General features: G+C 72.1%; 6 protein-coding genes. 5 read left to right on the top strand and 1 reads right to left on the bottom strand.

The window, feature by feature from the left end:
- Nucleotides 1–675 precede the first annotated feature (675 nt).
- Complete coding sequence (locus AB0P03_RS38490; RefSeq protein ID WP_363633351.1) at nt 676–4,686, bottom strand: ricin-type beta-trefoil lectin domain protein; 4,011 nt, start codon at nt 4,684–4,686, stop codon at nt 676–678.
- Nucleotides 4,687–5,162: 476 nt separating this feature from the next.
- Here AB0P03_RS38490 and AB0P03_RS38495 point away from each other — a divergent pair, with 476 nt between their 5' ends.
- From AB0P03_RS38495 to AB0P03_RS38515, 5 genes are all read left to right on the top strand, one after another.
- Nucleotides 5,163–12,722: a ricin-type beta-trefoil lectin domain protein gene (locus tag AB0P03_RS38495; RefSeq protein WP_363633353.1), complete on the top strand. Its 7,560-nt coding sequence runs from the start codon at nt 5,163–5,165 to the stop codon at nt 12,720–12,722.
- Nucleotides 12,723–12,805: 83 nt separating this feature from the next.
- A complete protein-coding gene (locus tag AB0P03_RS38500; RefSeq protein ID WP_363633355.1) occupies nt 12,806–13,564 on the top strand; it encodes a hypothetical protein in 759 nt (252 codons plus the stop codon).
- Nucleotides 13,565–13,751: 187 nt separating this feature from the next.
- Nucleotides 13,752–22,217: a type I polyketide synthase gene (locus tag AB0P03_RS38505; protein ID WP_363633357.1), complete on the top strand. Its 8,466-nt coding sequence runs from the start codon at nt 13,752–13,754 to the stop codon at nt 22,215–22,217.
- Nucleotides 22,218–22,461: 244 nt separating this feature from the next.
- Complete coding sequence (locus tag AB0P03_RS38510) at nt 22,462–22,782, top strand: hypothetical protein (protein ID WP_363633358.1); 321 nt, start codon at nt 22,462–22,464, stop codon at nt 22,780–22,782.
- A gap of 269 nt (nt 22,783–23,051) precedes the next feature.
- Nucleotides 23,052–23,717: an HAD family phosphatase gene (locus AB0P03_RS38515; protein ID WP_363588810.1), complete on the top strand. Its 666-nt coding sequence runs from the start codon at nt 23,052–23,054 to the stop codon at nt 23,715–23,717.
- Nucleotides 23,718–24,088 lie beyond the last annotated feature (371 nt).

The raw sequence follows: 24,088 nt of genomic DNA on the forward strand, positions 1-24,088 counted from the left end.
AGACCCCACACCGTTCACCTGGACCAAGACCGCCGACGAGATCCTCGACTCCCTCGCCCGATTCTGCCGACGGATCTCCGGCGCAGGACACTAGGGCGTGTTTCATAATTCGCTTCGGATCAGCGCGCGGCGCCGCGCGCCCGGCGGGAATTTTGAAACACGCCCTAGCTTGATCTTTAAGTAATCGTCTCGAACGAGCCGTCGAACTTGTTCACTCGTATCGGTATCTGCCGTACGCGGAAGCGGCCTTCGCCTGATCATGTGCTCCGACCAAGGAACACACACGATCAGTACGAAGGCAATGGAGATGAGTCTGCTGCACGACGGCGTCCGACGGGATACATTCGCTGAACTGTCACGCTTCCGGGGTGACCTTCCTGGACGGCTCTTCCAGCCCACACAGTGGCCCTGACCGCTGGAAAAGCCGGTCAGCGAGGGCCGCACCGGACTCCGACCGGTTTCCCGTACACCACGGCGATGGCAAGGGTCAGGTCGGTGCTGGCCGGATCGAGGACGCCCACCGGCCATGCGAAGTGTCGGCAGCCAACTGTGGCACCACGAACCCGACTGGCGGCCGCTGCTGCTGTCCGTGCCCGCGGGTTCACATCCCGTCGTCCCGGGACGGCGGGGGCCCGCGACGCCGGCTGCGTCGCGGGCCCCGGTACGGTCGTGGGCTCAGGCGTTGTTCGGGTACATGGTCCAGCGCTGGTTGGCGTGGCCGGGGATGCAGTCCCAGATGCCCAGGGCCGTGCCGTTGCCGTCGGCCCAGTTGGGGAGTTCGAGGCAGCGGCTGGCGGTCGGGTTGTAGATGGTGCCGTCGGCGCGGAGCGTCCAGACCTGGCCGGTCGCGCCGACGCAGTCGCTGATGACCACCTGGGCGCCGAGGTCGGTGGCGTTGTCCTTGATGCCGACGCAGCGTCCGTCGGCGCCGGTGCGCAGGGTGCCGTCGGAGCCGAAGGTGAACTTCTGGCTCGGGCCGGCCCAGCAGTCGTAGAAGCGGAGGTTGGTGCCGTTGCCCGCGCCCCAGTTGTCGAGGCAGCGGTTCGGGTTGGCGACGGAGTTGATGTTGTAGGAGACGGGCTTGGGCGTGTCCAGGGTGCGGACGCTGCCGAAGAGCGGCAGACCGGCCTGGGGAGCGGCGCCCAGGTACTGGGTGAGGGTGCCTGCGGTGTCGGTGGTGATCAGGTCGGGGTTCCCGTCACCGTTGATGTCGCCGGGCGAGTCGACCACGGGGAACGCGGCCGAGCTGAAGCCGCCGGGCAGGAGCGCCGCGGCGGTGGGGGCCTGCCAGCGCTGGCTGCTGTTGTCGAGGCAGTCCCAGATGACCAGGTGGGTGCCCGGAGCGTTGCTTCCACCGGGGACGGCGAGGCAGCGGCCGGAGTTGGGGTTCTGCAAGGTCCCCGGGTAGGGGCCGGTGACCCACTTCTGCGCGGGCGAGTTGTTGCAGGTGTACAGGTTGACCGGAGCGCCGTTGTTCGTCAGGCCGTTGGTGACGTCGAGGCACTTGCCGACCACGTGCAGCGAGCCGTCCGACCCGGTGGTGAAGGCCTGGCCCGGGTTGGTGTTGCAGTCCAGCAGTTGGGCGTCGGTGACGTTGTCGGTCCGGCCGTCCTTGATGTCGGCGCACATGTCGGCGCCGGCGGTGCTCTTGACGCCGGAGACCAGGGGCCGGTGGACCGGCGCGTGCAGGGACTTGGCCGCCGGGTTGCCCTTGGTCAGCGGCATCGGGAGGGTGCTGATCGCACCGGTGGTGCTGTCGCGCACCCACAGCGTGGGCACACCGGCTATGACACCGGGCGAGAGGAGGGTGAAGCCGCTCCAGTCCTCGTTGTCGGCGCCGATGTCGATGCCTTCGCTGAACCGGCAGTTGCCCTGCGGGTTGCCCTGGTAGTAGCGCAGGTGGCCGCTCTCGACGGTGACCAGGTTCGGCTTGCCCGCGCTGTTGGGCGTGGCGCTGAACGCGGTCAGCTGGTCGAGGTGGTTCCAGGTGCCGTCGATGCCGAAGGTGCACAGGCCGGTGCTGGTGGCGATCTGGGCGACACCGGCCCGGTTGGCGAAGTGACCGGGGGTTCCGCCCCGGGCGGCGTCGTTGGCGTAGACGTAGAGGTGCTTGGTGGCCTTGTCGAAGGCGATCAGGTCGTCGACGCTGTTCTCGATGAGCGACCCGCGGTGGGCGATCAGATAGTTGTTCCAGCCGTCCTGTTCGGGGCTGTCGGCCTTGGTGGAGGCGGTGCCGGGCCGTGCGGTGAAGTCGGCGTTGCCGGGGAGCAGGGTCAGTGACCCGTCGGAGGCGGGCACCAGGTAGTCGGGGGTGCCGTCCGCGGTCACGTCGCCGGCGACGACCTTGGTGGCCGGGTTCCAGGGCGCGTAGAAGTCGTAGGTCGCGGCCTGGGGCTGGGTGTTGCCGGCGTTGTCCGTGGCGCGCACGTACAGGCGGTGGGTGCCCCACTGGTCGGGGTTGAGGTTGATCGGGATGTCCGCGTACGCGTTGCCGTTGGCGTCCACTCCGGCGACGGGCTGGGCCTTGTAGCCGGTCGGCGGGATGTTGTCGTCCAGGTTGTACTGGAACTCGCGCACGCCACTGGCGAGGCAGCTGCCACGGGTGCAGCCGGTCGGGACCGGGTCGGTGCTGGTGACCCGGACGGTGGCGGTCGCGTCGCCGGCGTGGCCGGTGGGCTTGATGCCGCTGCCGATCGGCGGGAAGACGGTGGAGGGTGCGATGTACCCGAGCGTGGGCGCCGTCAGGTCGACGTTGAAGTAGCAGAAGAGGCTGTTCCCGCTGCTGAGCAGCCCGTCGGTGGCCCACGCGTTCCAGCCGTACTGGTGGCCGTCAGAGACCGCGCCGCCGATGTTGGCGTCACCCCAGCCCTGGCCGTTGATGGTCTGGCTGACCGGCCAGGTCGCGGTGGCGGGATTGCCGTTGGCGTCCGCCACCATGTTGTCCCAGACGTGGAAGTTGACCACGATGTTGGTGCCCGGCATGTCCGTGCGGCTCCACGCGTGCAGGGTGATGTCGGAGGCGCCGTTGCCCAGCGGCGTGGTCTGCCCGATCCAGCCGGGCTGGCCGCCGCCGCAGGCGTTGCCGTCGGGGTTCTTCGGCGTGGGGCTGGTGTAGTTCGCGTCGGGGGTGTTCGGCGGCAGGTCGTACGTGGCGATGACGTACGGGTTGGTGCGGAACCGCATGAAGTGGTCGACGCTGGTGGAGCGGTTCTCGTCACCGAACAGCGCGACCGTGAGCGGCTGTCCCTCCTGGACCACCTGGCGGATGGCACCGGTGACGTCGAAGTCGACGTCGTGCCAGCCGCACGAGCCGGAGGAGCTCTTGATCCACTTGGTCTCGCCGTCCTGGCGCACGCCGGGCTGACTGTTCCAGGTGGTGCCGCCGCCGATGCCCCCGGTCCACTTGAGGCTGACCGGCGCGGTGGCGTTGCAGTCCCAGGCGGCGGCGTAGGTCTCGGTGAAGTACGCCTGGGCGTGGTCGATGTACATCTGCTTGGTCAGGGCGCCGGTGCCGAACTCGTAGTACGAGCGCTCCATGCCGTAGCAGTTGGACTTGTAGTGCTGGAAGCCCGCGCCCTGGCCGTTGTCCTGGGCGACGTCGTAGGCGGGGGTGCCCGCGCAGCCCTCCATGACCTGGGCGAAGTGGCTGGTGCCCATGGTCGGGGCGGGCTGGAACGTCGGGTCGATGAACAGCGGCCAGACGGTGTCCTGGCCGTCGAGCAGGCCGGCGTCCGGGGTCAGGGCGAGGCTGCCGTCCTTGGCCTCGACACCGATCGGCTTGACGTGGGCGCCGGGACCGGGGCCTTCGGGCGAGGAACCGTTTCCGCCGACCGGCTGGGTACCGGCGGCGACCGTGGCTTCTCCAGTGGCCGGGACGGCCGTGGCCCTGGCGTTCCTGGCGGCGGGGGCGGCGGGAGCCGCAGGAGCGGCGGCAGTTGCGGGAACCGCGGGCGTGCCCGAAGCCGCGGAGTCCCACATCAGCGGGGCCTGGGCCCGGAACGCGGCCCTGCCGTCCTTGCCCGCGGCGGTGAGGTTGCCCTCGGCGTCGGCGGAGACGGTCAGGCCCTCGGTGCCGGTACCGAGCGTGATGGTCTTCAGCGCCGGATCGGCGGCCGCCCTGGCGTCCTTGACGACCAGCACCTCGCGGACGGCGCCCTGATCGGTGACGGTGACCCGCAGGTCGACCCCGGGCAGGACCTCGGCGTAGGTGGCCGCGCTGCCGGACACGGTGGGCTTCGGCAGGGTGACCGGGAAGGTCACCGCGAGGCTGCGGCCGTCCTGGTCGGTGAGGGTGGCCAGCGGCCCGCGGCCACCACCGGACAGGGCGACTCCGGACGGCGTGGCGCCGGGGGAGTACGTCCCGTCCGCGTTGCGCCCGAGCGTGGCGTCCACTGCCGTCCACGTGCCGTTCGGCTTCTTCACGCGGGCCGGCTGGAGGTGGCTGGTGACGGTGAGCTTGCCGTCGGGTTCGGCGACCGTGAGTGAGGTCGCGGTGGTCAACTCGTCGATCGTGACCGGCTTTCCGGTCTTCTTCGCCGCCAGCCGGGCCGCCTGGACGGAGCCTCCGGGGGTGGGGTCGGCCGGCTTCGGGGCGTTCGCCGCCGACTGGCCGGGGGGCGCGGCGAACGGCCGGTCGTCCGCGACCGCGACGCCCGGGGCGGTGAGCAGGAGGCCGAGCACGCACACGGCGGCCAGGCGTCTCGGCAGTCTCCGGCGGGGCGGAGGAGGGGCGGGAAGGAATTCCCCCATAGCGTGTCAATCACCTTCGAGGCAGGCTGAATCTCGCACGGACGACCATGTGATGTGCCACAGCGACCGCCGCCGAGAGCGGGCTTTGTCCATTTCTGGCGCAATATCCGACCAATCGTCAACTGACGGAACGCCACGTCGGACAGAACGCTCGGCCCGAACGCTATTGCTTCTGGCGGTTTGCTGACAATACGGTTCCTGCCGTCCTTCTTTGGCCTGAGTTGACCATGCGTCAGTACAGGTCACAGACCTATGACGAATAAGGAAACGCAAGGATACGCATGCAACTCAACAGGAGATGGCTCGTCGGTCGATCACCGGTGAGCGGAAATCGGCGAAATGTCCTGACCACCGCCGCGCTAACTGCCGTTATGTCCTTGGTAGTTCCGCTCGTCGGCTCGGGAACGGCCTTCGTGGCAGAGGCGGTGGGGCAGGAGAAGGAACGGCTTCCGCAGCTGCCGAGGGTCACCGGGCACAATGCCGACGGCACGGCCGACCGGAAGGAACTGCCGCGCCCGGCCGGTGCCCGCGACCTCACGACGCGCACGCCGAGCCCGGCCGTATGGCCGGGCCGGGCCACGGTCGCCGTCGATCTCAAGGCCGAGTCCGACGCCGTGCTCAAGGGCGCCGGCGAAGCCGAGGTCCGGGCCGGATCGACGCCCGTCGCGCTGCGCGCGGCGACCCCGGAACGGGTCGGTCCCGAAGCCAGGGCCGCGGCCGGCACGGACACCGGTATCAGTGCTCCGTCATCGGTCGAGGTGAAGGTCGCCGACCGAGGCCAGAGCGACAAGGCCGCCGTCGGCGGCCTCCTGGTCGGTCTGAAGCGAACCGACGGCGGTCACGACGCCGCCGCCCTCGACGTCTCGCTCGACTACGGTGCGATAGCCGACGCCTTCGGCGGCGGCTGGGCCTCCCGGCTCCACCTCGTCGCGCTGCCGGCCTGTGCACTCACCACGCCCGAACTGGCCGAGTGCCGCACCCGCCAGCCGCTCGAATCCACCATCGACCCGGCGGCCAGGAAGATCACCAGCACCGTCGCCGTCCCGGGTGACGGTGCCGCGCCGGCGAGCAAGACCCCGCCGGGGCAGGCATCGGCCATCAGGCTCGCCTCGCTCGTCTCCACCTCCCCGGCCGGGGGCGGGATAGCGATCGCCGCCGAAGCCGGACCGAGCGGATCCCAGGGCTCCTACGCCGCGACGAACCTGTCGGCCTCCGGGGCTTGGGCACAGACCGCTTCAGGCGGGTTCACCTACAGCTACCCGATCACCACTCCGCCGTCCCTGGCGGGCCCGGCGCCCGGGGTGACGCTGTCGTACAACTCGCAGGCCGTCGACGGTGAGACCTCCGCGCGGAACTCGCAGGCCTCCTGGATCGGTGACGGCTGGTCCTACAGCCCCGGCTTCATCGAACGCTCCTACAAGTCCTGCAAGAACGCCGGTATCGACAAGTCCAGCGACCAGTGCTGGGCCGGCGACAACGCCACCATCTCGCTCGGCTCCCACACCGGCGAACTGGTCCGCGACGACAGCGGCCTGTACCACCTGCAGAACGACGACGGCACCCGCATCGAGCGGCTGACGGGCGCCTCGAACGGCATGTGGCAGGGCGAGTACTTCAAGGTCACGACCCCGGACGGCACCGCCTACTACCTGGGCCTGGGCCACGCCCCCGGCACCACGTCCGACGGAGCCACCAACAGCGCCTGGGCCGTGCCCGTCTACCACCCCAACCCCGGCGACCCCTGCTACAACGCCGCCAAGGGCAAGAACTCCCAGTGCGACCAGCAGCCCGGCTGGCGCTTCAACCTCGACTTCGTCGTCGACCCGCACGGCAACGTCCAGCGCTACGACTGGGCAGCCGAAGCGAACCGCTACGCGATGGGCGCCGGCCAGGCCGCCGCCGGCGCCAGCGGCGCACTGACCGCCTACACGCGCGGCGGGTACCTCGCCAAGCTCTCCTACGGCTACCAGCTGGCCGACGCCCAGGCCGGCCGCGAGCCCTCCGCGCGGATCACGTTCGACACCGCCGAGCGGTGCGTGGTCTCCGCGGACGCCTGCAAGCCGGAGAACCTCAGTGCCGCCACCGCCTCGAACTGGCCGGACGTGCCCTTCGACCTGGCCTGCCAGGACGGCTGGAACACCAGCGGCACCGGGTCCAACGTCTGCCGACCCACCTCGCCCACCTTCTGGTCCACCAAGCGCCTGACCGCCATCCGCACCGAGCTGCGCACGCAGAGCGGCTGGCAGCCGGTCGACAGGTACGACCTGACGCAGGTGTTCCCCGAGGCCGGCGGCATCATGGACCCGGTCACCGGCAAGACCCCGGGGAAGGAGGGCGTCGGCTCGCTGCAGTCGGCCATGTGGCTGTCGCAGGTGCGCCACACGGCCCAGGACACCTCGGCGGGCGGCTCGGGACCGCTGGTGCTCGATCCGGTGATCTTCGAAGGGACCGAACTCGACAACCGCGTCGTGGGCTCCGACACCGGCGCCCCGCCGCTCTACCGGCCCCGGATCCTCGGGATCAGCACCGAGTCGGGTACCAAGATCGCCGTCTCCTACCTGGATCCGGCCTGCGACCGTACCAAGGGCCTGATCCCGTCCTCCGTCGACGACAACCACATGGCCTGCTACCCGGTCTACTGGACCTCGGTCGGCGGGTCCGAGCCGGTCGCCGACTGGTTCAACAAGACCCTGGTCTCGAAGGTCACCGTCTCGGACACCACCAAGGCGAACTCGCCGCCCCGGGTGACGGGCTACGACTACCAGGGCGCGGCCTGGCACCGCGACGACTCCGAGCTGACGGACGACCAGTACCGCACCTGGAACGACTTCCGCGGCTTCCGCACGGTTACCACCACCAGCGGTACGTCCCCCGACCCGGTCAGCAGGACCACCACCTCCTACCTCCAGGGCATGGACGGCGACTACCTCGCCGACCGGACGACCCGCAGGGTCAGCAAGCCGAAGAACTCGCTGGGCGAGGAGACCGTCGACAGCAACTGGCTGGCCGGCACCGCGCAGGAGACCGCCACCTACACGCAGGCCGACGGCACCGTCCTCGGCAAGCAACTCGCCGACGCCCCCACGGTTCGTAGCACCGCGACCCACGCCCGGACGGCCTGGAGCACCAAGAAGGACGCGAAGCTCGCGACCCTGCCCGCCCTCGAGTCACGCCGGATCCAGTCAGCGTCCGGACGCTCCAGCGCACTGCTGTCCGACGGGACCACCTGGCGCACCGGGCGGACCGTCACCACCTTCGACGACCTGGGCCGACTCGACACGGTCGACGCCCAGCCCGACGTCACCACGGACGCCGACCGCACCTGCGCCAGGACCAGCTACGCGTCACCGGCGGCGAGCAATCCGATGATGCTCTCGTACGTCAGCAGGGCGCTCACCGTCGCCGGGTCCTGCGTGACTCCTCCCTCGGCCAGCACCACCATCAGCGACAGCCGCCTCGTCTACGACGGCAACGCGGACCCGGACAACCCCGGAACGGTCGGCACGCTCGGCCAGAACCACAGCACGGTCGGCTTTCTGACCGCCACCCAGGCGATCAAGGGCTACGACGCCCAGGGCAACGCCACCTACAAGACCGTCGTGGCCCAGGCCTACGACGGCTACGGCCGAGTCGTCCGCGGCGTGGACACCGAAGGCGCCGTCAAGACGAGCAGCTACCAGCCGGACTCCGGAACGCTGCCGACCCGGGTCGTCACCACGAACCCGCTCGGCTGGAGCACGACGAACACCGTGTCGCCGGCCCGCGGCTCCACCACCCGGTCGGTCGACTCGAACGGCCGGGTCACGGACTCGACCTTCGACCCGCTCGGGCGGCGCACCGCCGTCTGGCTGCCCGGCAACAGCAAGGACGCCGGCAAGAAGGCTGACAAGACCTTCAGCTACGAACTGCACGGCGTCGACCCCACCCCCGGCAGCCACACGGCCCCACCCAGCGTCACCACGATGACGCAGCTGGACAACGGCACCTACCGGGCCGACATCGCCATCTACGACGGGTTCCTGTCGCCCCGCCAGACCCAGGCGACGCCGGCCAACGGCGCGGGCGGCCGCCTCGTCTCCTCGACGCGGTACGACACCCACGGCAAGGTCAGCAAGTCCACCGCCCTGTGGTCGGATCCCACCACCAACCCCGGGACGACGCTGTTCGAGGAGGACGACAACACCGTCCCCTCCCAGACCAGGACCGTCTACGACGGCAGCGGCAGGGTCGTCGCCAGCAAGCTCTACGCCAAGGCCGCCGAGCTCTGGCAGACGGCGACCGCGTACCCGGGCGCCGAGCGGATCGACACCACCCCGCCCGCCGGCGGCACCCCGAGCACCGTCTACACCGACGCCCTCGGCCGCACCAGCGCCACCGTCCTCCACCCCGGAACCGGCATCGGCGACATCACCACCCGATCCGCCTACGACCCTCGCGGCAAGCTCAGCTCCGTCGCCGACAACGCCGGCAACACCTGGTCCTACACCTACGACGTCCAGGGCAACCGGGTCTCCCAGACCGACCCCGACGCCGGTACCTCCAGCACCAAGTACGACGACCTCGGTCGCGTGACCACCGCGACCGACGGGCGCGGAAAGCAACTCTCCTTCACCTACGACCTGCTCGGCCGGGTCACGGGCCGCTACGAAGGACCCGACACCGGCGACCAGTCCAAGCTGCTGGCGTCGTTCACCTTCGACACGATCGCCAACGGCTACCCGGCCTCCTCGACCCGCTACGTCGGCGGCGCGGGCGGCAGCGCCTACGTGACGAAGGTCAACGGCTACAACACCCGCTACCAGCCCACCTCGACCACCACGACGATCCCGGCCGCCGAGAAGAAGCTGGCCAACGACTACACGCAGACCGCCTACTACACCGACAACCTCGGTCTCGTCGCCGGAACCGGATACGGGAAGGACGGCGGCCTGCCCGAGGAGAAGCTGGGCCTCACCCGTGACCTGATGGGTGAGGTCGTCGGCACGGGCACGGAGACCACCAAGCTGCTCGCCATGGCGGACTACAACCCGCTCGGCCAGCTCCTGCTCTCCCAGTACGGCTCGCAGGGGCAACTGCTGCGCACGGCCCGTACCTACGACGACACCACGGGCCGCGTGGCCACCAGCAGCGTCGCGCTCCAGCAGACCGATGCCAACCCGATCTCGTTCACCAGCTACGGCTACGACCAGATCGGCAACCTCACCAGCTCCTCGGAGCTCCAGTCCTCGGGGGGAACGGACCAGACCTACGACACCCAGTGCTTCCGCTACGACGGGCTCAGCCGCCTGACGGAGGCCTGGACCGACACCCAGGGAGTCAGCAAGACGGGGCCCGGCCAGGTCTCGCACTGCAACAACGCCGACCCGAGCTGGGTGACCCTCGGCGGGCCGGCCCCGTACTGGCAGAGCTTCCAGTACAACCAGCTCGGCGACCGCACCCAGACCGTCCGGCACGACGTCGGCGGCGACACCTACCGGGACGTCACCCAGACCAACACCTACCCGGGCAACGGCACCGCCCAGGCCTCCAAGCCGAACGCGGTCACCAGCACCACCTCCCGCACCGGCCGGCCCACCACCACCATCACGTCGGCCATGGCCGGCGCCGGCGGTGTGCAGCTGTGCCTGGACGTCCGCAACGGCACGACCACGGACGGCACCGCCGTCGAGACGACCAACTGCAACGGCAGCCCGGCCCAGCGCTGGACCAGGCCTGGTGACGGCACCCTGCGGGCGCTCGGCAAGTGCATGCGGCCCGCCTCCGGCCTCGTCGGCCAGGGCATCGAGCTCGCCACCTGCGACGGCAGCGAGAACCAGAAGTGGCAGGACGGGGCTGACGGCGCCCTCGTCCACACCGCCTCCTCGCTCTGCCTGGACATCCCGGGATGGAACGGCAGCCTCGGCGTCCAACTGGCGCTCTACTACTGCAACGGCGCCAACGCAGCCAACCAGCACTGGAGCTCCAGCGCCAACGCGCCCAGCGGCCCCTCCTACACCAGCACCCTGACCCCGCAGTACGACGCGCAGGGAAACACCACCAGCCGCACCACGACCAGCACCACCACCCTCCCGTCCGCCGTCCCGACCGGCACCACCCCGCTCTGCCTCGACGCCAACGGCGGCCGCGGCGACAACGGCACCGCGGTGCAGACCTGGGCCTGCCACGACGGGGCGTCCCAGCAGTGGACCGTCGGGCAGGACGGCACCTTCCACGTGCTCGGCGCCTGCCTCCGTCCGGTCGGGGGCAATGCCGGGTCCGGCTCGCAGCTCGAACTGTGGGCGTGCAACAGCGCCGACACCACTCAGCAGTGGCGCACCGGCACCGATGGCGCCCTGGTCAACACGGCGTCCGGCTTGTGCGTGGACATCCCGTGGGCCAGCACCAGCCCCGGCACCAGGGTGATGCTCTACACCTGCAACCAGGGCCCCAACCAGAGGTGGGGCCCGGCGGGCAGCCAGCCCACGGCCGGTGCGACCCAGACCTTCACCTACAACGCCGAGGGCCGCACCGAGACCGTCACCAACCCCGACGGGGCGGGCACCAGCACCTCGCAGTACCTGTACGACGCCAACGGTGAACTGCTGGTCCAGCGCGGCACCGAGGGCACCATCCTCTACCTGTTCGGCGGCACCGAACAGCTCACCCTCGCGCCGGACGGCACCACCGTCACCGGCAAGCGCTACTACACCTGCCCCGACGGCACCGCCATCGTCCGCTCTAGCAGCGGGAGCCTCACCTACGAACTGACCAACCCCCAGAACACCTCGACGCTGCAGGTCGACAGTGCCACCAAGGGGATCACCCGGCGGGCCTTCGACCCCTATGGCGGGCTTCGCGGCGCCGCCCCCACCTCGTGGGCGGACAACCGCGGCTACCTCGGCAAGCCCGTCGACAGCGGCAGCGGGCTGAACCTGCTGGGCGCCCGCACCTACGACCCGTCCCTGGGGCGCTTCCTCACCGTCGACCCGGTCTTCCAGCCCGGCGATCCCAACCAGATGGGCGGCTACGCGTACGCCGCGAACAACCCGGCCACCAAGAGTGACCCGAGTGGCCTGATGGCCGACCCCGTCTTCGGGGGATTCGGCTTTCACGACCCGCCGCCGGTGCCCCCGGTCCACTTCTGCGACGGCTGTGACTGGAGCCTTTATGTCGGAAAGCCGTTCGCCGATGTGACGAGCAACGGAAAGCGGACCATCTACGACCGCAACGGTATCCCGCACATCGTCGCCAAGGACGGCGACAACGACCAATCGAGAATGGCGCTGAAGAAGCTGAATCAGGACCTCGTCAGTGCTGGCGAAGGCAAGAGCGACTGTCTTGGCAGCGGCACGGAATACGTCTTCCAGGACGATACTGAAACCGGAAAACTGATTGGACGGCACGAGTATTCGGACGATCCGAACGACCAAGGCGCACGAACCAAGGTTGCCGGTACGACGTCTGACATGCTCAAGCTCACATGGAAGGACGGAAAGATCGTCGATGTGGAGTTCTGGGACTCCACGGCAAGTAAGCAGATGAACGAAGCGAATATCAGGGGAACAATCGACAGCAAGCTGCTGGGGAGTAGAAAGAAAGCGGGAGGGCAGACCGACAAGGTAGTCTTCGTCGCCAAGGATGAAGCACAGGCCAAGATGGTGGCCGAGGCTTACAAGGGTAATCCGAACGTCAGGGTCATCGGCTTCGACTTCGAATATGACTCATCACCCACACTCTCCTTCGCCCAGAAGCAGGCCGCGGCCAAGGCGAGGGGTGAAACCCTGATCAAGGGCGACGACCCCCGGATCAACCGGAACAAGGGCACCATGTTGGACCCCGAGGTGAACGCCAGGGCGCCACGCGGTGGCGGAATCGGTGGCAAGATCCTCAACGGAGCCGGCATCCTCGGCGAGGTGTCAACCCTCGTCTCAGGAATCAAGGACTACTTCGAAATTTGTTGGGACTGCCCGATGCCGCAGGGCCCGATGACCTGATCCGGACTTCGGCCGCTGCCCGCCGCGTCGGCGGCGGGCAGCGGCCACTGCCACACCCCTTCAGTTCAGTACAAGGAGAAAGCATGCCCAGGGACATCGCCACGGTCTGTCTGGACGCGACCGCGGCCGACGATGTGACGACCGCCCTCACTGCCGCCCTCGCTCCCTTCGAGCATGACGCCCAGCCCATCGACGACCGCTGGCAAGGCGAATGGGACTGGTGGCACGTCTACGGAGGTGACGGCGAGTACGGCCTGGCCGTGCGACCCGGCCATGAGAACGACCCGCGCCTGATCCGCAGTCCCACCTGGCTGGACGGCTCCCCGCGTCCGGCACAGCCTGCGAATCGCTGCGACGGCGGGCCCCGAGGCCTCCTCGACCTCGACACCGAACGCACGGCCGCAGGCGTCGCCGCAGCCCGGGAGTGGGACGCCTGGTCCGCGTTCGCTGCACGGTTCCCACCCGCTCACTCGCTCCGGACGATCGCGGGACGAGGCCCCGCCGCCACCAACTCGCCCTATCAGGCGTTCATGGCGCAGCCGGTCATGCAGGCTCTCGCCGCCTGGCGGCAGTCCGACCCGGACGCGCCCACCTGGACGAAGCAGCAGGATCCCCTCTGGCACTTCGCCGGGAGCCGCGAGCAGCACGCCCATCGAACCGCCACGCGGGTCCAGACCACCAACGTCCTGCTCACCGTCGACGGCCGATGGATCGACTGCTTCGACTACACCCCCACGCCGCAGCAACCGGTCGCGGCCAACGCCTACTTCGACTTCGCGGACCGGTACCTCCGCGAACTGCCGGAGGACGCCGTCATCGTCCGCGTCCGATTCCATTCGTGACGTCCGACGGCCACTGCCGATCCTCCCCGTCCGGGGGCGCTGCTTCGCGGAAGCGCCTCAGTTCCTCAGCGGCCGCAAGCGCAACTGCGGCGAGTCCGCAGGACTGGGTCTGTGCCCGCGTGCTGGTGGGTACGGAGGACATCGACGGGGAAGCGGGTCGCGAGTGGCGAGAGGTCGGAGCTGGGGCGTGAGTGGTGAACTGCGGTATGACGATCTGGTGCGGCCGCTGCCGGAGTTGTTGAAGAGGCACGCCGAGCGGTCGGCGGACCGGGTCGCGTTCCACGACTTCTCGCGCGGCGTCAGCTACGCCGAGTTGGAGCGGCGGACCGGGCGGCTGGCCGGGTCGCTCGCGCGGGCGGGGGTCCGGCGCGGCGATCGGGTGGCGCTCTGCCTGGGCAACTGCGTCGAGCTGGTGGAGGGTTGCCTCGCCGTGCTGCGGGCGGGGGCGGTCGGTGTCCTGCTCAATCCCCGGTCCTCCGACGACGAACTCGACTACTACCTGCGGGACAGTGGTGCCTCGGCCGTCATCACCGACCCCGCGCACCTCACACAGCTCCACCGCCTCGGCGCCGCGTACCGTGGCCTGCACACCGTGCTCACCGGGGCGGGCCCGATCCCCTCGAACGCCCCCGACGGCACCGTCCTCTTCGAGGCCGAGGCCGCAGCCTCGACCGGGAGCGACGGGCCCGCGGCCCCCGACGACCTGGGGCTCGACGATCCGGCCTGGCTGCTCTACACCTCCGGGACCACCCACCGCCCCAAGGGCGTGCTCTCCACGCAGCGCGGCGCACTGTGGTCGGTGGCGGCCTGCTACGTGCCGGTCTTCGGGCTCTCCCCCGAGGACCGGCTGCTGTGGCCGCTGCCGCTGTTCCACAGCTTCGGGCACTCCCTCGCGATCCTGGGCACCACAGCCGTCGGCGCGAGCACCGCGATCGCCGGCGAACTGCCGACGTCCGGCGAGGTCCTGACGCCCGGCGACCTGTGGCGCACGCTGCGCACCCCGAGCGCCGCCCTCGGCGGGCCGTTCACCCTCCTGGCAGGCGTCCCCACGACGTACCACCGGTTGATGGCCTCGGCGAGGGACACCCCGCTCCCCGCGCCGCGGCCCGGGCTGCGGCTCTGCGTCACGGCGGGCGCGCCGTGTCCGCCCGAGCTGCGCGGGGTGGTGGAGGAGACGCTCGGCGCGCCGCTGCTCGACGTCTACGGCAGCACCGAGACCTGCGGCGCGATCGCGGTGACCCGCCCGAACGGCCCCCGGATCGACGGGTCCTGCGGACTGCCGGTACCCGGCGTCGAGGTCCGCGTCGTCGATCCGGACAGCGGCGCCGACGTCCTCGCGGGCGGCGAGGGCGAGATCTGGGTCAGCGGTCCGAATCTCATGACGGGCTACCACGACCAGCCGGAAGCGACGGCCGCCGCGCTGCGCGAGGGCTGGTACCGGACCGGGGACCTCGGCCGGCGCGCCGAACACGGCCACCTCGTCCTCACCGGCCGGGTCAGCGAACTGATCATCCGGGGCGGCGAGAACATCCACCCCACGGAGGTCGAGCACGTCCTGCGAGGCTGTCCCGGGGTGCGGGACGCCGTGGTCCTCGGCCTGCCGCACGCCGTCCTCGGCGAGGTCCCGGTCGCCTTCGTGGTGCCCGGCCCGGAGGGCCTGGACCCGCGGCTGGTGCTCGACGTCTGCCGCTCGCAGCTCGCGGACCACAAGGTCCCCGTCGAGGTCCGCGAGATCGCGGCCGTCCCGCGCACGCCGTCGGGCAAGATCGTCCGCCATGCGGTGCTCAGCGACCCGGTTGCAGCGCCGGCGCCGGCCGGCGGCTCCCTGGACCGCGGGCTGCTGTCGCTGCCCCGGGAGGAGCAGGAACGCGCGCTGTGCGCGAGGGTGTGCGCCGAGACGGTCCGGGTCCGAGGCCGCGCGCCGGAGAGCGGGCTCGACGCGGGCGGCTCGTTTGCGGACCGCTCGTTTGCGGACCGCTCGTTCGTGGACGGCTCCTTCGCGGACAGTTCCTTCGCGGACCTCGGGCTGACCTCGCTCGGCGCCATCGAGCTGATCGACCGGCTCGCGGCGTCGACCGGGCTGAGCCTGCCGACGACGCTGGTCTTCGACCACCCCACCCCGGCCGCCGTCGCCCGCCACCTGCACACGGAACTGTTCGCCGCCGTACCCGCCGCACCTGTTGTACCCGCGCCCGCCGCACCCGTACCCGCGCCCGCACCGCGGACCGCCGAGCCGGAGGAGCCGTACGACCGGGACCCGGTGGTGATCGTCGCCATGGCCTGCCGCTACCCCGGCGACGTGGAATCCCCCGAAGGGCTCTGGGAGTTGGTGTCTCAGGGCAGGGACGCGATCTCGGACCTGCCGACCGACCGGGGCTGGGACCTGGCCGCCCTCTACGATCCCGACCCGGACCGGATCGGCACCTGCTACACGCGCAGTGGCGGATTCCTGCACAGCGCCGCGGAGTTCGACGCGGGCCTGTTCGGCATCTCGCCGCGCGAGGCGCTCGCCATGGACCCGCAGCAGCGGCTGCTGCTGGAAGTCACCTGGGAGGCGTGGGAGCGGGCCGGGATCGACCCGGCGTCCGTCCGGGACAGCGACACGGGCGTCTTCCTCGGCGTGATGTACGGCGATTACGCCTCCCGCTTCACCGAGCACGAACTGGAGGCCCACCTCGCCCTGGGCTCGGCCGGCAGCGTGGCCTCCGGCCGGCTCTCCTACGTGTTCGGCCTGCGCGGGCCCGCGATCACCGTCGACACGGCGTGCTCGTCCTCGCTGGTCGCCGTGCACCAGGCGGCCCAGGCGCTGCGCTCGGGCGCGTGCTCGCTGGCGCTGGCCGGCGGCGTCACGGTGATGGCGACGCCCAACCCGCTGGTCGCGTTCAGCCGCCAGCGCGCCCTCGCGCCCGACGGCCGGTGCAAGTCGTTCTCGGCGACGGCGGACGGCACCGCCTGGGCCGAGGGCGCCGGGGTGCTGCTGCTGGAGAGGCTGTCCGACGCGCGCCGCAACGGACACCCGGTGCTGGCCGTGGTGCGCGGCAGCGCCGTCAACTCCGACGGCGCGTCCAACGGCCTGACCGCGCCCAACGGCCGCGCCCAGCAGCGCCTGATCCAGCTGGCGCTGGCGGACGCCGGGCTGCGCGCGCACGAGGTGGACGCCGTGGAGGCACACGGGACGGGCACCGCGCTCGGTGATCCCGTCGAGGCGCGGGCGCTGCTCGCCGGCTACGGCCGGGGCCGGGGGCCGGAGGACCCCCCGCTGTGGCTGGGCAGCGTCAAGTCCAACCTCGGACACACCCAGGCCGCCGCCGGAGTCGCCGGGATCATCAAGATGGCCCAGGCCATGCGGCACGGCGAGTTGCCCAGGACCCTGCACGTGGCAGCCCCCACCCCGCACGTCGACTGGTCCGCGGGCCGGGTCGAGCTGCTGACCGCCGCCCGGCCGTGGCCCGCGCCCGCCGGCCGGCCGCGCCGCGCCGGCGTGTCGGCCTTCGGGATCGGCGGCACCAACGCGCACGTGATCATCGAGGAGCCGGCCGCCGCCGACCGCGCCCCGAGCCAGCAACCCGCGCCGCCGCCGGGGCCGGTGTCGCCAGCGGCAGTGCCGTGGCTGGTCGGCGGGGCCGACGAGGCGGCCCTGCGGGCCCAGGCGCGACGGCTGGCCGACCACGTCGCGGCCCGGCCGGGCCTCTCGCCGGCGGACGTGGGCTTCTCGCTGGCGGTGTCGCGGTCGGCGCTCACGCACCGGGCGATGGTGCCGGCCGGGGACCGCGAGCGCATGCTGGCCGGACTCCGGGTGATCGCCGACGGCACGCCCGCCGACGGCACGTCCGGCAACGGTACGCCCGGCTACGGTACGCCCGGCGCCGGGTCGTTGACGCGCCTGGCCGACCCGCGCACCCGCACCGCCTTCCTGTTCACCGGGCAGGGCGCGCAGCGCACGCGGATGGGCGAGGCGCTGCGGGAGGCGTTCCCCGTGTTCGCCGCGGCCTTCGACGAGGTCTGCCACGCGCTGGACGGCGAACTCGACCGGCCGCTGCGCACGGTGATCCGCGCCGAGCCGGGCTCGCCGGACGCCTTGCTCGACCGCACGGACTTCACCCAGGCCGCCCTGTTCGCCTACGAGGTGGCGCTCTTCCGGCTGGTGGAGTCCTGGGGCGTGCGGGCCGACTTCCTGGCCGGGCACTCCGTGGGCGAGTTGGCGGCCGCGCACGTCGCCGGAGTGCTGGACCTCGCCGACGCCGTCCGTCTGGTCGCGGCCCGCGGGCGGCTGATGCGGGCGCTGCCCGACGGCGGGGCGATGGTGGCCCTCGACGCGGCGGAGCACGAGGTCCTGCCCGAACTCGCGGACGTGGCCGACCGCGTGGCGATCGCCGCGGTCAACGGACCGCGCGCGGTGGTGCTCTCCGGCGCGCGGGACGAGGTACTCGCCGTCGCGGCGCGGTTCGAGGCCCGCGGCCGCCGCAGCACGCGGCTCAAGGTCGGCCACGGTTTCCACTCGCCGCTCGTGGACCCGGTGCTCGACGAGTTCCGCCGCGTCGCCGAGACGCTGGAGTTCCGGCCGCCGCGGATCCCGGTGGTCTCCACCGTGACGGGATCTCGGGCGGCGCCCGAGGAACTGGGCTCCGCGGACTACTGGGTGCGGCACGCGCGGCTTCCCGTGCGGTTCGCCGAGGCCGTGGAGTGGCTGGGCGCCAACGGTGTCGGGGGCTTCCTGGAACTCGGCCCGCAGCCAGTGCTCACCGCGTACGCGCAGGAGTGCCCGGCCGTCCAGGACAGCGGCCCGGCCCCGCAGAGCGGCGGCGGCCCGGTGTTCGCCTTCGCGGCCCGCCACGGCGAGCGGGAGCCGGACACGCTGCTGGCGGCCGTGGCCCGGCTCCACGTGCGCGGCGTCGGCGTCGACTGGCCCGCGGTGTTCGGGGAGCGCGGGCTGCGGCGCGGGCTGCGGCGCGTGGAGCTGCCGACCTACGCCTTCCAACGCCGGAGGTACTGGCTGGACCCGCCGCGCCCGGCCGGGGCGGGGGCCCGCCCGGGCCCCGGCGAGCATCCGCTGCTCGGCCCGCCGTTCGAGGTGCCGGGCACCGGGCACACGGTGCTCTCCGGCCGGCTGTCGGCGAGTGCCCAGCCGTGGCTCGCCGACCACGTCGTCGGCGGGGCGCCGCTGGTGCCGGGGACGGCGTTCGTCGAGATGGCCGTGCGCGCGGGCGACGCGGCCGGCTGCGGCACGCTGGAGGAGCTCGTGATCCTGCGGCCGCTCGCGCTGCCCGCCTCGGGGGCACGGGTCCAGGTCGTGGTGGGGGCGGTGGACGACTCCGGCCGGCGGTCCGTCGAGATCCACGCGCGGCCGGTGGAGCCCGCCGAGGCCGCCTGGACGCCGCACGCCACCGGCCTGCTCGCCCGCACGCCCGAGCCGGGGACGGCGCCGGAGGGGCACGGCCTGACGCAGTGGCCGCCGCCCGGCGCCGCGGAGATCGATCCCGCCGGCGCCTACGAAGCCGCGGCGGAGCGCGGTCTGGCCTACGGGCCCGCCTTCCGCGGCGTGCGCGCGCTGTGGCGGCGGGGTGCGGAGGTGTTCGCGGAGGTCCGGTTGCCCGAGCCGTGGACGGCCGAGGCAGGCCGGTACGGCATCCACCCCGCGCTCCTGGACGCCGCCGCGCATGCCTCGATGCTCGCCGTGTCCGCTCAGGGAAGCGGCCCGGATGCGGACGCGGGCGGCGCCCGGGTGCCGTTCCAGTGGAGCGGCGTGGGCCTGCACGCCGCCGAGGCGTCGACGGTCCGGGTGCGGATCGCGCCGGTCGGCGAGGCAGGCCCCGCCTCGGAGGACGGCGCGTTCTCGATCACGCTCACCGACCCGGCGGGCCGCCTGGTGGCTCGCGTCAACTCCCTCTCCACCAGGGAACTTCCGGCCGGGCACCGCGATCCCGGGCAGGACATCGCCCAGCGCGCCCTGCTGCGCCCCGACTGGGTCCCCGTCGCGCTGCCCAGCGGGGCACCGCAGTCGGCGGGCTGGACGGTCCTCGGGCCGGACCAGCTGAACCTCGGCGCCTTCGTCCCCCTCGCCGCCGGCCCGTCCTCACCCACGAACGGCCCCTCCTCGCCCACGGCCGACGCGGACGCCACGGCCCCGCCCCGCCACCTGGCGGTCACCGCCGTCGGCTCGGAATCGGAAACGGACCGCGGCCCGCTGGCCGACGTCCACCTGCTGACCACGCGGGTGCTCAAGGTCCTCCAGGACTGGCAGGACGATCAGGCCACCGCGGGCTCGCGGCTCGTGGTGGTGACGCGGAACGCCACCGCACCCACGCCGGACCTGGCGGGAGCTGCGGTCTGGGGGCTGGTGCGCACCGCGCAGTCGGAGCTGCCGGGGTGCGTGGTCCTGATCGACGTGGACGAGGATCCCGCCTCCCTGCGCCTGCTGCCCGCGGCGGCCGCCAGCGGCGAGCCCCAACTCTCCCTGCGCGCTGGGCGGGCGACGGTGCCACGGCTGGTCGGTGCCCCGGCGGCGGCCCACCTGCCCGAGCCCTGGCCGGCCGAGAGCGCCCCGCTCCGCCGCTCCGGCGCCTTCGATCCGGACGGCACGGTGCTGATCACCGGCGGCACCGGAGCGCTGGGCGCGGACCTGGCCGGGCACCTGGTCGACGCCTACGGGGTCCGCCACCTGCTGCTGACCGGGCGGCGCGGCCCGCACGCACCGGGCGCCGACGCCCTGCGCGCGAGCCTGGCGGAGCGGGGCGCGCAGGTCAGGATCGTCGCGTGCGACGCGGCCGACCGGGCCCGGCTCGCCGAGCTGATCGAGCAGTGCGATCCCCCGCTGACCGCCGTCGTGCACGCCGCCGGGGTCCTCGACGACGGAGCGCTGGCCGCGCTGTCCCCCGAGCGGCTGGCGGCGGTCCTGCGGCCGAAGGCGGACGCGGCCTGGCACCTGCACGAGTTGACCCGCGACCGGGACTTGTCGGCCTTCGTCCTGTTCTCCTCGATCTCGGGCGTGCTGGGCCGGGCGGGCCAGGGCAACTACGCCGCGGCGAACTCGTTCCTGGACGCGCTCGCCCAGCACCGGGCCGCCGCCGGTCTGCCCGCCGTCTCGCTGGCGTGGGGCTTGTGGGGCTACGACGCGGGCATGGCGGCCCAGTTGACCGAGGGAGTGGGGCACCCGAGGCCCGACGACGTGGTCCGGGCGTTCACCCCCGTCCAAGGGCTGGCCCTGTTCGACGCGGCGCTGCGGACGGGAGCCCCCGTACTCGCGCCGGTCCTGCTGGACCGGGCCGCTCTGCGCGCCGCCGCAGGGCAACTACCGCCGCCGCTGCGCGACCTGGCGCGCCACGGCCGGCCCGCCGCCGAAGCGCAGAGCGGCGCGACCGAACCTCCCCCGGGCGCCCGGGAAGGCTCCGAGCCCGGAGCATGGCGCACACTGCTGGCCGGGCTGCGCGCCGAGGTGCGCGGGGCCGCGCTCACGGAACTGCTGCGCGGCGACGTGGCCGCGGTGCTCGGCTACTCCGGCGCGCAGGACCTCCCCGCCGGCAGGACGCTGGCCGAGCTCGGCTTCGACTCCCTGACGGCCGTCCAGTTCCGCAGCCGACTGAGCACGGCCCTGCGCCTGCGGCTGCCCGCGGCCGTCGTGTTCGAGCACCCGGCGATCGAGGACCTCGCCCGTCACGTACTCGACCTGCTCGACGATCTGCCCGACGACCTGCCCGATGGCCTGCTCAAGGACCTGCCCGACGGCACACCGCGTGTGCGGCCCGGCATCCGGCCCGCACCGCCCGCCGGCCGTCCCGCGCAGACGCTCGCGGCGCTGTACCGCGCGCTCTGCGAGCAGGGCCAGCCGGCGGCCGCGATGCACCTGGTGGTCGCGGCGTCCTCGGCCGCCGCGACGTTCGGCGCCGACGACGCCGCGGAGCACGCCGTGCCGCCGCTGCGCCGGGCCCGGGGCCGCGCCGGCTCCCCGGTCGTGGTCTTCTTCCCCGACCACCGTCCGCTCCCCGCCCTCCCGGGCGGCGGGTTCGCGGCCCTGCACGCCTGCTTCGAGGGGGAGTTGGAGGTCCTGGAGTTCCCGCACCCGGGCATCGGCACGGGGCACGCCGTTCCGGCCGACCGGGAGACGCTCGCCCGCCTCCACGCCGAGACGGTGCTGCGGCACGCCGGCGACCGGCCCGTCGTCCTGGTCGGTGCTTCCGCCGGGGGCGCCGTCGCGCACGCCGTGACCCGACGCCTCGAACTCGGGGGATCCGCTCCCCTGGGACAGGTGCTGATCGACACGTATCTCGTCCACCAGGGCAACCACTCCACGGACTGGCTGACCGCCCTGGCCGCCCCGCCGGCCCCGTGCCTCGGCGCGGACGTGTGCGCGGACGTGTGCGCGGACGGGTCCACCGGCGACGAGGACGCCGCCGTCGCGGCCATGGGCGCCTACACCGGGCTCTTCCTGGACTGGCGCCCGGAGCCCGTGGACACCCCGACCCTCCTCGTCGGCGCCGCGCGGCCGACCCCGCTGATGGCGGCGCGCGCGGACGGCGACTCCTGGCGCACGTCCTGGCCGCTGCCGCACGAGCGCGTCGAGGTGCCCGGCGACCACCTCTCCCTGGCGCGGGAGGACGCCGCCACCACGGCGGCCGCGATCCGCGCCTGGATCGACTCCCTCGCCCGCACCGGTTAAGTCCTGCCTTTCGGATCAGCGTGTGCAGCCGGGGGAGCGGGAAGTCGGCCCGTCCGACTTCCCACTCCCCCGGCACCGGTCGCCGGGTGCGCGGGCGAACCCCGTTCGAGTGAAGCGCCGGACGGCCCGGTGGAGGCAGTGCCGGGGCGGGGTAACGGGTGATCGGGAGTCACGGGAAGCCGCGCGACGCGGGGTTCCCGGGCTCCCGTCGATGCCCTGACGAACCCAGCACGGGAGTCCCCTCATGCACCTGCGTTCCAGCCCGCGCGCAGCGGTCGTGGTCACCGCCGGCGTCCTCGCCCTGTCCCTGGTCAGCCCCTCCACGGCCTCGGCGGCCCCCGGCGTCGTGATCATGGATCGCGGGGGTGTACGGGAGGAGGTCACGGACCCGGTGCCCGGCCAGTGCCACCGCGGCCTCGGCCCCGACACCACGATCGTGAACTTCACCAGCGGCCCCATCCGGCTGTTCACCGACCGCAACTGCCGGTCGAGGATCTCTTCCCTGCTGGACCCGGACGGGGCCCGGGAGGACGTGAACGTCGGCAGTTTCATGGCCATCACCTGACCACCGCCCCACCCGTTCACCTGCCGCCGGACCGGCTGCAAGGCGGTCCGGCGGCCGTACCCGAGTCCCCCGCGCCGGCGGCCCCCACGGTGCCGTGCAGATGCGACAACGAGGCTTTTCCGCCCACCCCGAGTGGTCGCGCCACCAGGGCATCCCAGGTGTCATCATCCAGAGGGCCGGCCAAGCCAGTACCAGCCGGCTGCGGAAGTTGTCCCAGATCCTCGGGACCTCTCCGACCGTCCGACTCGCCTGGCCCTCGGGAGAACACCTTGCGTGGCCTGATCCTCGACTTCGCGGGAGTGATGACCACTCCCATCGGCCAGTCGTCCCGGGCGTGGTGTGCCCGGGAGGGCCTGCCGGCTGACACCTGGCGCAGCACCCTGGAGGACGATCCGGCCGGCCGTGCGCTCTACGTGGAGCTGGAGCTCGGCCGGATGTCCCAGGAGGAGTGGAACCGGGGCACGGCGGCGATCATGGGCGTGGGGCCCGACAACCTGATGGGACGCGCGCATGCGGAGGTCCGCGCGGTTCCCGCCATGGCCGAACTCGCCCGTGCCGCCAGGGACGCCGGGATCGTGGTGGCGCTGCTGTCGAACTCTTACGGCCTCGCTCCGTACAACCCTTACGTGGAGACCGGGGTGTGGGATCTGTTCGACGTGCGGGTGATCAGTGGAGATGAGGGCATAGCCAAGCCGGAACCGGCGATCTATCAGCGCGCCCTCGACCGCATGGGTCTGGCCGGCCCCGAGTGCATCTTCGTGGACGACCACCGTAGGAACCTCCCGCCGGCCGAGGCGCTCGGCATCACCACGGTCCACGCGAACGGCCCGGAGACGGCCTCGCGGGTCGCTCGCCTTCTGGAGCTGGAGACACCTCGGTCCACCGATCTGTCACCGGACGAGGCAACCACCGGCGCCTGGTTGACGACGGATTGAAGAACTCGTACACGCCATGCGAGTACTGCCCTGTACGACTTCCGGAAGTCGTACAGGGCGCAGGTTCACCGACCGTCGCCGTTCCACGACAGTGGTCGCATGCCTTCCGACACACCTCTGGAACCGCGCCGGAATACCCACGGCAGACCAAGCGCTCCTCGCCCGTGGGGCCCGCAGCCACATCCTCGGCGCCCCCCGCGCACATCCCGCCCGACCCCACCCATGGACCAGCCGAGCAGCCGTTCCCAGCACAAGTGAGCCGATGAACACTGCGCGCAGGGCAGGGGGATCGGCTATCGAACTCCCGTCCCGGGCTGTTGATTGAGGTCCATCCCGTCCGGGGCGGGGTACTACCCCTGCCGCACGGCAGG

Source organism: Kitasatospora sp. NPDC088779 (assembly GCF_040685395.1).
In the GTDB taxonomy this organism is placed as follows: Bacteria; Actinomycetota; Actinomycetes; order Streptomycetales; family Streptomycetaceae; genus Kitasatospora.

Bases quoted from the DNA above. Each gene is read 5' to 3' on its own strand.
- AB0P03_RS38510 (WP_363633358.1), top strand. From the start codon at position 22,462: ATGCACCTGCGTTCCAGCCCGCGCGCAGCGGTCGTGGTCACCGCCGGC.
- AB0P03_RS38500 (WP_363633355.1), top strand. From the start codon at position 12,806: ATGCCCAGGGACATCGCCACGGTCTGTCTGGACGCGACCGCGGCCGAC.